Raw genomic sequence first — 14,530 nt, 5'->3', positions numbered from 1 at the left:
CATGTTTAAAATAGAGCAAGAATATAAAAAAATAATAGAAACAGAATTCCCACCTGTTCCACAAAACGATGAATTATATGATTTATTTTCTGAACTAGTAGAGCTAGATGGATTTGTTATGGGAACCGTTTTGTCGTTTATAAAACAAGGTAGTTTAAATATGAATATTATTAATTGTGGAGATGAATTTAATAGGCTTTTATCTGATACACATATTAAATCAAAAGAATTAGATTTACTTGTTGATTATAAACAAAAGTTAGATAAACTAATACATTTGTGCGAACAAAAAAGTAAAATACTATATGATAATGACCTTCGCAATAATGAATAAAGGATTAAAAATGATGAAATTTGATAAAAATATAAAATTCAGTGGGCAAGGATACCCACCCTACGGTGCTAAAATGAAAATAGACGCAGAAAATGTGGAAATACATTACTATTATAACAAAACAAACAATAAGGTTTATTACAATATGGATTATAAAACCAAATTTAAAGGTATTAAATAATGAAAGTCAGTTTGAAACCAAATATTGACAATAGCCAATATCCTATTGTAGAATGCATCGATAAAAGTCTAAATGAATATTTAAATTTTGACACCCTGTATGAAGTTATTCAAATAACAGCAAATTTGCTAGAAAAACAAAAATACGATTTTAAATACAAAATTATAACTAATAACAATAAATATGGTTATGATTTTCCAGCTGATATTTTTGATATTATTGATAACAAAATAGATGATGATTGGGTGATTGTAGAAAATGATGAAAAAATAATAATAGCTCCAAAATCTATAAATTATCAAGGGTTTTGGGAAAATTATATAGATGGCAATATAGAAGAAGAAAAAATATATTGCGTAAGATTTGGACATATCGTTCAAAATGAATTCAATACAAAATGGTATAGAAAAATTTTTAAAGATTATCAAGACCCAACTATCACTGTCATAGGTAAAGATGCAGAATTTGATAATTATGTTATTTGCCCATATTGTCTAGAAGCCGAACAAGCAAATTTAAATATTGGTGTTATTAAATGTAAAAAATGCGGACAAGAATTTAATAGTCCATTTGCAAAATTTGCACCAAATGGTGTAAAAATAATAAATGAATAGGCAATGGGTAACGGAATATAAAATGACTAAATTTATAAATTTCATCTTTGCATTTACCATTTTTATTGTAACAGGTTGTGGTATCGTAGGGTGAGCACCTTGCCCACCATAAGGTTACCAAAATTTTCGCTAAGCAACTTGCCATACTACAACTAAAATTTCGGCGCAGTATCCAAGATTGCGTTAGCGTGGAATTTTAAAAGCGGTTGCGAAAACCAAAAGCAGTCCTCGCAACCGAAATTTTAAAATTTTAAAATTTTAATACGAATAAACTAATCCGTATTTTTCAGTGATTTTTTTCAACTCGCCGTTTGCCTTCATTTCAGCGATTACCTTATTTACGAAACTTTGCAAATCGCCCTTGTTTTGCGACATCAAAGCCCCGATTTCATCGCGCGTAAATGGACTTTCTAGCAGCGGAGCGGCTAGTTTAGGGTTGTTTGCCACATAATACGGCGCCTCAGTGGTCTCTGTGATCATCACATCGGCTGCGCCTTTTGCGATTTGCGCTGGGATCTCGGCGTTTTTCTTATGGACGATGATTTTAGCGTTTTTAAAATTAGCGCGCGCAAATTTCTCGTTCGTTCCGCCCGGGTTTATCATCACGCGAACGCCCTTTTTATCGATACTATCTAAGCTTGTAAATTTCGCAGCGTCGCCCTTGCGGCACAAAATCGTCTTACCGCTAGCAAGGTAGCCATCGCTCATTAGCATAGTTTTTTTGCGTGTTTCGTTAATCGTAATGCCGGTAGTAGCGATATCGAAGCGCTCTGCCATAGTATCATCGCTCAGACTTGGCCAGCTAGTAGCGACGAACTCAGGCTCCACGCCAAGACGCTCGGCGATAGCTTTTGCAATATCGATGTCAAATCCCCATAGCGTGCCGTTTTGCTCGCGCACACTTAGCGGTTTATAATCCCCAGTAGCGCCCACTAGGATAGTTCCGCGAGATTTGATTTGATCTAGCGTAGGTTGGTTTAACCCGTGTTGATTACTCGCACAACCAGCGAGCAAAAACAAAAACGAAAGCCCTAAAAAAAGTGTTTTGAAATACTTTTTCATGCAATTCCTTTCTAAAAAAATTTGAAATTTTAATTTAATTTTTGAAATTTACCCTCGCCGACCTCGTAAATTTTGGTATCAAACCTAAGGCCGTTATCGTAAAATTCCTCGCTAAATGCCCGCTCATAGCGGTTTAAAGCGAAATTTGAATAAAAATAGTCAAACCCGCTAAGCGCGCTGTATGCAATCCACTCGTAGCGCAAATCCACGCCAAGGCTAAGCGCGCGATGAAGCAGCGAGTTTGAAACCGGCGAAATGGAGTTTGCGAGGTAAAATTTCCCGCCAATCGCGCTTGGAAGCGCACCGATAATCTCGCCGTCAAAGCCCACTTGCGTGGCAAGCAGATTTTGTGTGTTTAGCTTTTTGTGCGAAATTTCGCCGATTACGGAGAGTATTTTAGAGCTAGGCAAATTTAGGATAAAATTCGCATTTTGTGGCAGTTCGCCCTCAAAATCAAAAACCGCATTTCGGTTGCTTTTAATCGTGTAAAACTCCTCGATATTGCGACTATCAAACGCCATATCGTTTAGCACCTGCGACAGCGCGCTCTCATCGCCGATAGCATATAAATTTTCAGCGAAACGCCCCAGCAGATACTGCATTTGCTCGCTGTAATCAATACCGCCAAAATATATATTATTCGACACGAACCCGCTTAAATTTTGATTTAGCGTCGGCACAAAAACCATACTACTATACTGAGAGTTTTCATCTACTATATCCACGCCAGATCTATTTAATGGAGCGATTATGAGGGCGACATTATCGCGCTCCATAGCTTCAAGTGCCGCTATAATGCCCTCCTCGCTCTCATTTCCTATGTAATAAAAGCGCAAATTCGCCTGCAAATTTCTCTCGCTCACAAATGCCAAAAGCGCATTTGCAATGCTATCTGCGCGCGAGCCAAGGATATTTTGCGCCATTAAAACACCCACTTTAAAGCCCGAATTTTGCGAGTTTTCAATCGTCGCACTCATCGCATTTGCCACGAGATTATACACCTCGCCTTTCTCACTGTCTGGGTCCCAGAGCGTGTATCCCTCATCTAGGCTTTTTTGGATAAAATCCTCGCCCTCAAACAAAATCTGGGTGCTAGAATTTTCATCATCGCTTATCGTAAAATTTAGATCTTTTAGCGAAATATTTTCGTCGAAACTCTCCTGCGCCAAGCAAAAAACAGCGATTAAAAGCGCAAAAATCGCTCTCACAAAAATTCCTTTATCTTGCGCAAATCATCGTGAAAAAGTGGAATTTGGCTTGGGTTTTGGCTTAGGAAATTTAGATCAAATGTCGGTATGAAGGTAATCCCGCCCTCACGAAATGGCGTGCCGTGAATCAGCCTGATATCTGGGAGGTTGTTGTTTTTAAGCAAAATTTTAGCGCACAGCTCGCCAAGGCATAGCACGACTTTGGGGCGAATTATTTTAATCTCGTCGATAGCGTAGGGAGCGCATTTGAGTATGATTTCAGAGGTGAGTTTTTTGTTTAAATTTAGGGCGCATTTTATCAGATACGACGCGTAAATTTCTCCGATTTCCAAACCGCAAAGCTCCTTCAAACTAACCCTAAATTTCTCGCCCAAATTCCCACTAAATGGCTCACCGCTCTCATCTTCTGCGTGCGTTGGGCACTGGGAGATTACCATTATTTTGGCGTTTTTATCGCCATAAGGCACCATAGCGTGGGTGCGTGTTTTGGATAGTTCGCACAGCGCGCAGTTTTGCACGCTATGCGAAAGGCTATCAATATCGCTAAAAAATCTCTCGCCACTAGCAAGGATTCCAGCGTCGATATACCTGTAACCAAACGCCTTATAGCAAAGCAATCTATGAAGTTTCGAGCCCTGCATTAATTCATTTTCCTTGCGACAAATCCGCGATCAAACCCAGCTAAATCTTTGTAAAATTCAAAGGCAAATCCATGCTCGCTTAGCGTTTCTTGCATGCTTTGCTTTTGGTCATAGCCCATTTCGCAAAGCAGATATTTCGTGCGATTTTCGCTTAAAAAGATTAGTTTTTTTAGCTTCTCATCGCCCTTCTCGCCGCCAATTAACGCCAAATTTGGCTCTTTTAGCACCCGCTCATCGAGCTTATACGAGGAGGCGATATATGGCGGATTTGATACAACGATATCGAAATCCCCCTGCACCCCGCTTAGGTATTCACAATGCACAAATTCAATATCCACGCCCAAATTTTGGGCATTTTTGCGCGCTACTTCAAGCGCACTTTCGCTGATATCAGTGGCGGTAATTTGCGCGTCTGGGAAAAATTTTTTAAGGCAAATCGAGATTATTCCGCTTCCAGTGCCAACCTCGCAAATGCGCGGAGTTTTGAAAAGATGAGCCACACTAAAAGCTTTATCGACCAAAATTTCAGTCTCGAAGCGAGGTATCAGCACCCGCTCATCGACGAAAAACTCAAAATCGAAAAATTTGCACTTGTTTGTGATGTATTCAAGTGGCACGCCAGAAGCGTAAATTTCGACACTTTGGCGAAATTTTTCCTCATTTCGCATAGCGTGGTTAAAGAGCATTACAAACTCTTCGTTGCTTAAATTTTCGCTAAATTTCAAAAGCTCCCTTGAAACATACCTAGAATTTGTCCTGCCGTGTGCCCATTTTAACGCCTCGAAAATTTTCATTCTAGCTCCTTGATACGCTCATACAGGCTCGGGTGCGAGTGGTAAATCGCGCTGTAAAGCGGGTGAGAAATCGGAAAAGTTTTGTTTTCGCTACCAAGTTTTTTAAGTGCGCTAATCATATCATTTTTACTCGCATTATCTGCGCCGAATTTATCTGCGCCAAACTCGTGCATACGGCTAAATTTCGACATCACTGGCTCTAAAAAACTCTGCAAAATCGGTAAAAATAGCATGATAAAAATCAGCGTCGCACCGCCGTCGCGCACCAAATTTAGCGCGTCAAAAACCCCTTTTGTAGCCAGATTTCCAAACACGCCAAAAATCACAATCAGCATAAACGCCCCAAGCGCGATATTTTTGAGTATGTCGCCGTGTTTGAAATGCCCTAGTTCATGCCCCAAAACTGCCAAAATTTCACTCTGGCTTAGCTTTTTTATCAAAGTGTCAAAAAGCACGACCTTTTTGCTCGCCCCAAGTCCGCCAAAATACGCATTTAAGCGGTTGTCGCGCTTGCCTGCGTCGATGACGAAAACGCCACTACTTTTAAAGCCACATTTTGCGAGTAAAATCTCAATTTGCGATTTTAACTCGCCCTCAGCTAATGGCGACATTTTGTTAAACAGCGGCGCGATTAGTGTGGGATAAATCAAATTTATCAGCAAAATCAGCCCAAACGAAAAGCCAAACCCATACACCCACCAAAACTGCCCCAAATTTTGCACGCAAAAAACTAGCGCAAAAACCACCAAAAAGCCAAAAATTAGCGTTAGCGCAAGGGCTTTTAACTTATCAGCGATGAAAATTTTAGGCGTGATTGTGGAAAATCCTAATTTTTTGTCTTTAACAAAAGTAGCATAAATTTCAAACGGCAAATCAATCACCCCGCCAAGTATGATGAAAGCCAAAACAAAAACGCTTTGGATTAGGATACTCGCGCCGCCCTCCAAATTTGCGCCGCCCCTGCCAAATTTAGCGTAGATAAATTCCTGCAACGCACCCGCACCATAACAAATCCAAAAAATCGCGACCAAAAGCCCAAACGCAAGGTTAAAAATTTCAAATTTCAGATTTGTAATGCTAACAATTCCGGCCTTTTGATAGTCTGCTTCGCATAAAATCACGGCTGGTTTTTTGGCGTTTTCTTTAATGAAATTTAGCTGTAAAAGGGCTAGTGAAATTTTATAAATCGTGTAAATTATATAAATGATTATCAAAAAATAAAGCATAAATTTTCCTATTTTAAATTTTCAGCCAGCGAGAGCACCTCGAAATATTCGTTTTCCATTTGATTTAGTACGCCCTTTTTCTCTTCGAGCTCTTCAAAAAGCGGTTGAAGCCCTATTTGCTGGTAAATTTCAGGGGTTGAAAGAGCGTGATTTAGCTCTTTTATTCTATTTTCTATCTCTTCGATTTTGGCTGGGTATTCTTCTAAAATTTTGTTTTGTTTGTAGCTAAGTTTGGTAGTGGCGGTTTTTTCTTTTTTATTTTCTTTGATTTCCGGCGCAGTATTTCCCACGCTAGAAGCGACCTCGCTTTCATAAATTTCAAGGTCTTTTATCTCGTCTTCATACTCCAAATACTCGCTGTATGGTATATAAATCTGCTCGATTTTGCCCTTTTCAAACGCCCAAAGCTTGTTTGTGATTTTGTCGATGAAATATCTATCGTGGCTTACGATGATAACAGCCCCTTCGAAGCTGAGCAAATAATCTTCCAAAATGTTGATTGTAGCGATATCCAAATCGTTCGTCGGCTCGTCTAAAATAAGGCAATCATACTGCTCGGTAAAAAGCTTGGCAAGGGCGACGCGGTTTTTCTCGCCACCACTTAGCACGCTGACTGGTTTATCCAAAAATTCTTTTGGGAATAAGAAATTTTTAAGATAGCCATAAACATGCATATAATGTCCGCGCACCATAATGTGATCTCCGCCGTTTGGGCAAAAAATCTCAATCAAACTCTTATCGCCTGAAATTTCGGATCTAGCTTGATCGAAATAGCCGATTTTAATATCGCCCCTTTTGATCTCGCCTCCGTCAATGCGGGTTTTGCCAATCAGCATTTTTAATAATGTCGATTTTCCAGCACCGTTTGCGCCGACTATGCCAATCCTCTCTCCTTGCAAAACCCTAGCTGAAAAGCCCTTAAATAGGTCTTTTCCATTTAAAATTTTGCTTACATTTTTGCACTCGAAAAGCATTTTTTTGCGGTTCTCGCCACCTGTGCCGTTGAAATTCCTACTAGCGCGTTCAAGCTCCAATTTCACGCGCCTTATCACGCCCGGATTTTTTTTGGCTTCTTCTCTCATGGCTAGCACGCGGGCTTTGCGACCCTCGTCGCGTTTGAGCCTAGCTTTTACGCCACGATGAAGCCACTCTTCTTCGTATTTTAGCTGTTTAAGTAGAGTTTCGTGTGATTTTTGCAAACTAGCTAAAATTTCTTGTTTGCGCCTTAGATAGTTTTCGTATCCGCCATCAAAAAAGCTTAGTTTGCCCTCCTCTATCTCGATACTTCTGGTCGCAAGTTTGTCGATGAAATAGCGATCGTGCGAGATGAAAAGTATGGTTTGCTTCGAATTTAAAAGCATATCCTCCAAAAATCTCACCATATAGACATCAAGGTGGTTTGTCGGCTCATCGAGTAGCAAAATATCTGGCTTTTTAAGCACCAGCGCACCAAGGGCAACGCGGCGAATTTCGCCTCCGCTTAGCGTGCAAGCCGAGCGGTTTTCGTAAATTTTAAGCCCAAAATGCTCCAAAATTCGCTCGATTTTATTGTCGATATTCCAGCCGTCTTTGGCGTCGATAAATTTATTTAGTTCATTTTGACGAGCCAAAAGTGCTTCGTTTTGGGGGTCGTTTGAGATTTGTTCTAAAATTTGGTTGTATTCATCAATGGCATCGTAAATTTCTTTGAGTTCGCGTTTTAGGGCGTCTTTGACAGAGAGATTATCGTCAAATTTCGGGCTTTGTTCTAGCATTTGGATATTTATGCCGTTTTGCGTGATTACCCTACCGCCGTCGATTTCATACTCGCCAGCGATGATTTTCATCAGCGTAGATTTTCCGCCGCCGTTTTTGCCGATGATTGCGACTCTCTCGCCAGAGCTTAGGCTGAAATTCACGCCGTCAAGGACAGTGTTTGAACCGAATTTTTTAACTACATCAATCAAATCAACTAATGCCAAAATTTGCCTTTATAGATAAAATTTGTCGATTGTAGTAAAAAAAATATTAAATTTGAATAATTTCTAAATTTAATCTATGAATTTTTCGCTAAAATGCACTTCTTATTTTAAAAAAAGAGAATTAATGAAGGAAATTTCACTAACAAAACTAAGCCTAGCAATCTATGCGGATATGTTTTTGCGCCTAGTTACCGCGCTGATTAACACCTACATGATAAGCCTTGTCGATGTCAGGCTCGTGGGCGCGCTAGGCGCTGGCAATCAGGTATTTTTGCTTTTTATCACGGTTTTTGGGTTTTTGGCTGTGGGTTGCTCGGTCGTGGTCGCCCAAGCTCTGGGGGCAAGGAATAAAATTTTAGCCCTGCGCGCAATACATACTAGCATTACCTTTAACGCCCTAATCGGCGGACTTAGCGGGGTTTTTGTATTTTCGTGCGCCACACTTTTGCTCCGTGCCTTACAGGTGCCAAGCGAACTACTTGCTGATAGCACGATTTATCTAAAAATCATTAGCATTGTCTTTGCAATCGACGCTGTGGCGATAGTTTTTAGCGCGATAATCCGCGTGTATGGCTATGCAAACTACATAATCATCATCTCTGTAACGATGAATATCATCACGCTAGTGGGAAATTTTATCGCACTTTTCCAGCCCTTTGGACTGCCATTTTATGGGCTTTTTGGCGTGGGAATTAGCACGATTATCGGGCGGATTGTGGGCGTGATACTTTTCGCGCTAATTGCCGTAAAAATCATAAAACTGAAATTTTACTTTTCAATGTTTTTGAAAATAAAATTTAAAATTTTACGCAAAATTTTATCCGTGGGACTGCCGAGCGCGGGGGAAAATCTGCTTTGGATCACGCAATATCTCGTCGCCTTTGCCTTTGTAGCGAGTATGGGCGAGGCAAGTCTTACGGTGCAGACGATTTATTTTCAGATTTCAAGCTTTATTTTCTTTGGCGGAAGTGCCATTAGCATGGCAAATGAGGTCATCGTAGGTCGCCTAGTAGGCGCAAAAGAGCCAGAACGCGCGTATTCGCACACCTTTCACGCGCTAAAAATCGGTCTAATCGTCACGGCGTTTTTCATCGCGGTTGTATTTTTCGCGCGCGAGCTAATCATGAGCGTGCTAAATCTAGGCGAAACGCACAAAGAAATCATGCGGCCGCTGTTTTATCTAACGATAATCTTAGAGCTTGGGCGCACTTTCAATATCGTCTTTGTCAATGCCTTGCGCGCCAGTGGCGATGCGAGATTTCCGTTTTTAATGGGGTTAATCTTTATGTGGGGCGTGTCGCTTCCGGTGGGGTATTTTTTAGGAATTTCGCTTGGAATCGGGATTTTGGGCGTTTGGATTGGGTTTTTGTGCGACGAGTGGCTCAGAGGTGGGGCGAATACTTGGCGGTGGATTAGCAAAAAATGGCAGAGCAAACGATTAGTCTAAATTTGGGCGAAATTTGCGTTTTGGCGAGTTTCAAGCGCGTAAAATACGCTAGGATTCGCATTAGCCCTGATTGCGCCGTGCGCGCTAGCGTGCCGTGGTTTTGGAGCGTGAAAAGGGCGCAGGAATTTATCGCATCGCATGAAATTTGGATTAAAAAAACCTTAGAAAAATACGAAAATTTAGCGCTAAAAGAAAACGAGAGTGAAATTTTAGGGCAAATTTATGAGCTGAAATTTGGCGAAAAATTCGCGGATTTGTGGAATACTGCGCCGAAATTTAGTGCGCAAAATTTTAGCGGTGGCGATACTGCGCCGAAATTTTGCGAGAGTGGCACGAGTGATACTGCGCCTAGCGCCACGCCAAACACAAACTCCACGAACGCCCAGTCCGCCCAGTCCGCCACGCCAAACGAAATTTTGGCGCAAAATTTGGCGAAATTTAACGGCAAAATCGCCGTTTTGGAGAGTAAAATTTACTGCGTAAGCGAGATAGAATTTGCGAAATTTAAGAAATTTTTGGCGTTAAATTTATACAAAGATTTGATTAAACTCTACTTGCCGTTCGTGCAAAAGAGTGTCAATCGCCTAGTCGTGCGCGATATGAAGACGCGCTGGGGTAGTTGCAACAGCACGAAGGGCTACATAAATTTATCGTTAAAATTGGTCGAAAAAGATTTGCGCTTTGTCCATTATGTCGTGCTTCACGAGCTAACTCACCTCATCTACGCCCACCACAGGCGCGAATTTTACGACTTCATAGCTGGGATTATGCCTGATTTCAAAGAACGAATTAATCTGGTGAAAAATAGATAATTTTTGCAAAAGCAAATCGCAAGTCCAAATTTATTATAATTTCGCATTGAAATCAAAGGAAATTTTATGATAACAAAAGAAAATTTACGAGCTGTTCTTGCCAATATGGGCTTTTGCGAGAGAGAGAGTAGCGAGAGCGAAATTTGGGAGAAAAGCTACTCAAATTTAAATCAAATTCAAGTAAATTTCACAGATGAAAAAATTCATTATCCAAGTGATTTAAAATACGGCGACACAACTACCCAAAATTTCTCACACCCCGAAAATTTCGTTGTTTTAGAGTGCGTTGATAGACTTTTATCTATCGGCTACAAAAGTGCAAATTTAGAGTTAGAACCAAAATGGAAGCTAGGACACGAAAGCAAAACTAGCGGTAAAGCAGACATCATCGTAAAAGACGAAAACGAAAAAATTTATCTTATCATCGAGTGCAAAACCTTTGGTGGCGAATTTAACAAAGAAAAAGCAAATATGCTCCGTGACGGCGGTCAGCTTTTTAGCTATTTTACCCAAGATACAAATGCCAAATTTATCTGCCTTTATGCGAGTGATTTTGCAAATGAAAGCATAAAAAGAGAGTATTTTGCCGTCGATATGCGAGATGATGAACGCCTAAGCGTAGATTTACTTTACAAAAACGCAAATAGCGTTAGCGAATTTTTTCAGGTTTGGTGCGATACTTACGGGCAGGATAGCTTTTGTAATGGCATTTTTGAAGACAATCTCACGCCTTATAAAATCCAAGAAATAAGCCCAAGCATTGAAAATTTACAAGAACTCTCCCACGATGATATACAAAAAAAATACCACGAATTTGCCACCATTTTACGCCAACATAACATTAGCGGACGAGAAAACGCCTTTGATAAATTGCTAAATTTATTTTTATGCAAGGTTATAGATGAAAAACAAAATCCAATAAAGCTTGAATTTAACTATCGTGGCAAAAGGTATGACGATATTTACGAGTTTTGCGACCGCTTACAAAAACTTTATCAAAAAGGTATGAAAGACTTTTTAAACACCGAAATTACCTATGTTTCAAACGACCAAATCAACAAAGCTTTTCGCTTTGTCAAAAAAGACCCAGACGCTACAAAAGATAAAATCAATAATCTTTTCACACAGCTTAAATACTACACCAACAACGATTTTGCCTTTATCGAAGTTTATAATAAAGAGCTTTTCGAGCAAAACACCCAAATTCTTATCAAAATGGTGCAAATGCTAGAAAATATCCGCCTAACCACCGCTACGCACAACCAATTTTTAGGCGATTTATTTGAAGGCTTTTTAGATAGCGGTGTCAAACAAAGCGAAGGGCAGTTTTTCACACCATTGCCGATAGTCAAATTCATAATCTCATCGCTCCCGATTAAAGACTTATTATCACAAAATCAAGAAATAAAGGCGATTGATTACGCTTGTGGAGCAGGACATTTTCTAAATGAATACGCAAATTATATTAAAAATTTCACAACCCAAGACCAGCAAAAAGAGCTAGAAAAGGGCATTTACGGCATCGAAAAAGAAACAAGACTTGCCAAAGTCAGCAAAGTGGCTTCTTTTATGTATAACCAAAACATAAATATCTTAGGCAAAGACGCATTGAGCGATATTAGCGAGATTAAAAAGCTTAAATTTGACATTTTAATCGCAAATCCGCCGTATTCTGTCAAGGGCTTTTTATCCACGCTTTCGCCTAGCGAACGCCAAAATTATGAACTTTCTCAAATAGTCGGCGAAAACACAGCCACAAACAACGCCATTGAGTGCTTTTTCATCGAAAGAGCAGCTCAAATTTTAGAGCAAAACGCAGTTGCAGGTATCATCGTGCCAAGCTCACTTATCAACAAAAACGGCGAAATTTACAAAAAAACAAGAGAAATTTTACTTCGAAATTTCAAAATCATCGCCGTTAGCGAATTTGGAAATAAAACTTTTGGTCAAACAGGCACCAACACAGTCGTTTTATTTTTGCGTAAATACGCCCAAAATCCAAGCTTTTACGAAGCCATAAAAGCTAGAAGCGAACATATCTTTAAAGGCGAGTTAAACGCCGTTTATGACGATGAAAGCGATTTGCGAAAATACTGCGAATTTATGGATTATGATTTTGACGAATTTATGGAATTTATCCGCTCCGGCGAAATTTTAGAAAACGAAATTTTTAGCGAATACATTGCCAAAATTCAAAAAAGTGGCGAATATAAAACGCTTTCAAAGAAAAAATCAGCTGATTTGGATAAATTTATTAAGGATAAAATTTTGGAAATCGAAAAAACCAAATTTATCTTTTTTATGCTAGTTTGCGAGCAAAAAACGCTAATCACAAAAAGCCCAAGCGAAAACAAAGAACAGAGCAAATTTTTAGGCTATGAGTGGAGCAACCGAAAAGGAAGCGAGGGCATAAAATATCTAAATTTACCAAGCATTGACGACGAAGACGAGCTAACCGAAACTTCTAAGGCTTTGCAAAGCATAAACACAGCCCTTTACGACCCAAGCGAAAATCCAAACGATGAAAATTCACTAAATAGCCAAAAACTAAATTTTTGGATTAGAGCGAACTTTAACGGCTCATTTGATACGACTAAATTTAGCGCAAATTTGGAACTTCAAAAATACGCCCGTTACGCAAATTTGAAAGATTTAATCGATTTTAAAAAGAGCGAATTTGACCTAGCCATAAATTTATCAGCAAGTAGCAAAGTGGAGATTGTAAGTAAGTATCCGCTCATTAAATTAAAAGATATTTGCGAAATGTATCAACCAAAAACAATTACTTCAAATGAAATAAAAGAAAATGGTGATTATAAAGTTTATGGTGCAAATGGAGTAATCGGATATTACGATAAATTTAATCATGAAAAATCAGTTATAGCAATGGCTTGTCGTGGTGCAACTTGTGGTGCTATAAATGTTACAGAACCTAAAAGTTGGGTAACAGGAAATGCTATGGTCATTATTCCTTTTGATGAAAGTCAATTATCCGAAATATTTTTAAAACATATTTTGGATAATATTGATAAAAATTCAATCGTTACAGGCTCGGCTCAACCACAAATAACTAGAACAAATTTAGAAAATTTAAAAATCCCTTTGCCACCGATTGATATTCAAAAACAAATCGTAACCGAGTGCCAAAGCGTGGATAATGAAATTTCCACACTAAATTCTGAAATTTCCGAATTCCAAACAGAGCAAAGCAAAATTTTTGATAAATTTGATATTGAAAAATATTCGTTGGTTAAATTAGAAAATAAATTTAATATTCTTATCGGTGGAACACCGAGCAGAAAAGAACCTAAATATTTTAATGGAAAAAATTTGTGGTTAAGTATTTCAGAGATGAATAACAATATCATTTATGACACAAAAGAAAAAATAACTGATTTAGCTATCGAAAATTCAAATGTAAAATTAATAAAAAAAGGCACAACTCTTGTAAGCTTTAAATTATCTATTGGTAAAACAGCAATGGCTGGGCAAGATTTATATACAAATGAAGCAATAGCAGGATTGATTATAAAAGATGAATTTAAACATGAAATACTTGATAATTTTATTTTTTGTTTATTTACTTATTTTATAAAATTAGATAAAGATAATTTTAATGCTTTTGGAAAAAGCTTAAATTCAAAAGATTTACAAAATATAAAAATCCCACTTCCACCACTTGAAGTGCAAGAAAAAATCGTAGCCGAATTTGAAAAAATCGAAAATGAAATTTCTATCCGCAAAGAAAAACTAGAAAGCCTAAAAGGTGCATACAGCGAGATTTTGGATAGATATTTGAAATAATACATTATTGAGAGAATTTGCCTAATCTGTCATTGCGAGAGTTTTGAAAAAACTCGAAGCAATCCAGCAAACGGCGAAGCCGTTTTTTATAAATTTAAACATTTTGATAATTCTCTGGATTGCTTCGAAAACTTCGTTTTCTCGCAATGACATGAAAGCAAATTTAAAAATTCTCGCAATGACAGATTTAGCAAAATTTGCGCTTTGATTACCGCGCAATGACAAATCAGGCGCAGGGTTCATAGGTTCGCGCCAAGCGCGCCTTGCAAAGGCAAAAACACCCTCACTCGTCTTTTTTGCACTCTTGCGGGTTGTTGCAGCCGCAGCCCTCGCATTTATTGCAGGAATTTTTGTTTTTCGCAAAACTTCTTGCCGCCAAAAACAAAAGCCCGCCAAGCACCACTAAAACCGCGATTGTTCCGATATTTTGTGTTAAAGTTTGCATA

At 38.9% G+C, this 14,530-nt stretch carries 13 protein-coding genes; 6 read left to right on the top strand and 7 right to left on the bottom strand.

Features of this window, described 5'->3' with window-relative positions:
- Position 1 precedes the first annotated feature (1 nt).
- The 3 genes from OFN73_RS04080 to OFN73_RS04070 are packed head-to-tail and all read left to right on the top strand — an operon-like array spanning position 2 to position 1,129.
- A complete protein-coding gene (locus tag OFN73_RS04080) occupies positions 2–334 on the top strand; it encodes a hypothetical protein (protein ID WP_270862348.1) in 333 nt (110 codons plus the stop codon).
- 10 nt (positions 335–344) lie between these two features.
- Positions 345–515 carry a hypothetical protein gene (locus OFN73_RS04075; protein ID WP_270862347.1) on the top strand — a complete coding sequence of 57 codons (171 nt, stop codon included), beginning with the start codon at positions 345–347 and terminating at the stop codon, positions 513–515.
- Positions 515–1,129 carry a hypothetical protein gene (locus OFN73_RS04070; protein ID WP_270862346.1) on the top strand — a complete coding sequence of 205 codons (615 nt, stop codon included), beginning with the start codon at positions 515–517 and terminating at the stop codon, positions 1,127–1,129. Before OFN73_RS04075 ends, OFN73_RS04070 begins: the two co-directional genes overlap by 1 nt.
- A gap of 258 nt (positions 1,130–1,387) precedes the next feature.
- Here OFN73_RS04070 and OFN73_RS04065 read toward each other — a convergent pair whose 3' ends face one another.
- From OFN73_RS04065 to abc-f, 6 genes are read right to left on the bottom strand one after another with little or no spacing between them, the layout of a single operon-like run.
- Positions 1,388–2,191 (bottom strand): transporter substrate-binding domain-containing protein, encoded by an 804-nt coding sequence (locus tag OFN73_RS04065; protein WP_270862345.1) that lies wholly within the window; start codon positions 2,189–2,191, stop codon positions 1,388–1,390.
- A gap of 29 nt (positions 2,192–2,220) precedes the next feature.
- Positions 2,221–3,399, bottom strand: a complete 1,179-nt coding sequence (locus OFN73_RS04060; protein WP_270862344.1) for a hypothetical protein — start codon at positions 3,397–3,399, stop codon at positions 2,221–2,223.
- A complete protein-coding gene (locus tag OFN73_RS04055) occupies positions 3,396–4,040 on the bottom strand; it encodes a uracil-DNA glycosylase (RefSeq protein ID WP_270859188.1) in 645 nt (214 codons plus the stop codon). The genes OFN73_RS04060 and OFN73_RS04055 overlap by 4 nt, the downstream gene beginning before the upstream one ends.
- Positions 4,040–4,834: a peptide chain release factor N(5)-glutamine methyltransferase gene (prmC, locus tag OFN73_RS04050; RefSeq protein ID WP_270862343.1), complete on the bottom strand. Its 795-nt coding sequence runs from the start codon at positions 4,832–4,834 to the stop codon at positions 4,040–4,042. Before prmC ends, OFN73_RS04055 begins: the two co-directional genes overlap by 1 nt.
- Complete coding sequence (locus OFN73_RS04045) at positions 4,831–6,060, bottom strand: M48 family metallopeptidase (protein ID WP_270862342.1); 1,230 nt, start codon at positions 6,058–6,060, stop codon at positions 4,831–4,833. Before OFN73_RS04045 ends, prmC begins: the two co-directional genes overlap by 4 nt.
- 8 nt (positions 6,061–6,068) lie before the next feature.
- Positions 6,069–8,021, bottom strand: coding sequence for a ribosomal protection-like ABC-F family protein (gene abc-f / locus OFN73_RS04040; RefSeq protein WP_270862341.1), 1,953 nt, complete (start codon positions 8,019–8,021; stop codon positions 6,069–6,071).
- 124 nt (positions 8,022–8,145) lie between these two features.
- Here abc-f and OFN73_RS04035 point away from each other — a divergent pair, with 124 nt between their 5' ends.
- From OFN73_RS04035 to OFN73_RS04025, 3 genes are all read left to right on the top strand, one after another.
- Positions 8,146–9,468: an MATE family efflux transporter gene (locus OFN73_RS04035; RefSeq protein ID WP_270862340.1), complete on the top strand. Its 1,323-nt coding sequence runs from the start codon at positions 8,146–8,148 to the stop codon at positions 9,466–9,468.
- A complete protein-coding gene (locus tag OFN73_RS04030; RefSeq protein ID WP_270862339.1) occupies positions 9,444–10,280 on the top strand; it encodes a M48 family metallopeptidase in 837 nt (278 codons plus the stop codon). Before OFN73_RS04035 ends, OFN73_RS04030 begins: the two co-directional genes overlap by 25 nt.
- Before the next feature lie 66 nt (positions 10,281–10,346).
- The gene (locus tag OFN73_RS04025; RefSeq protein ID WP_270862338.1) at positions 10,347–14,084 is read left to right on the top strand and encodes a restriction endonuclease subunit S; all 3,738 of its coding nucleotides are present in this window, start codon (positions 10,347–10,349) and stop codon (positions 14,082–14,084) included.
- Between the two features lie 283 nt (positions 14,085–14,367).
- Here the strand turns inward: OFN73_RS04025 and OFN73_RS04020 are convergent, their stop codons facing one another.
- Complete coding sequence (locus tag OFN73_RS04020) at positions 14,368–14,529, bottom strand: FeoB-associated Cys-rich membrane protein (protein ID WP_270859196.1); 162 nt, start codon at positions 14,527–14,529, stop codon at positions 14,368–14,370.
- Position 14,530: the final 1 nt, after the last annotated feature.

Source organism: Campylobacter sp. JMF_14 EL1 (assembly GCF_027737585.1).
GTDB lineage: Bacteria > Campylobacterota > Campylobacteria > Campylobacterales > Campylobacteraceae > Campylobacter_B.
Note: the sequence above shows the minus strand (reverse complement) of the source record. Positions and strands in the feature narration are given on the sequence as shown.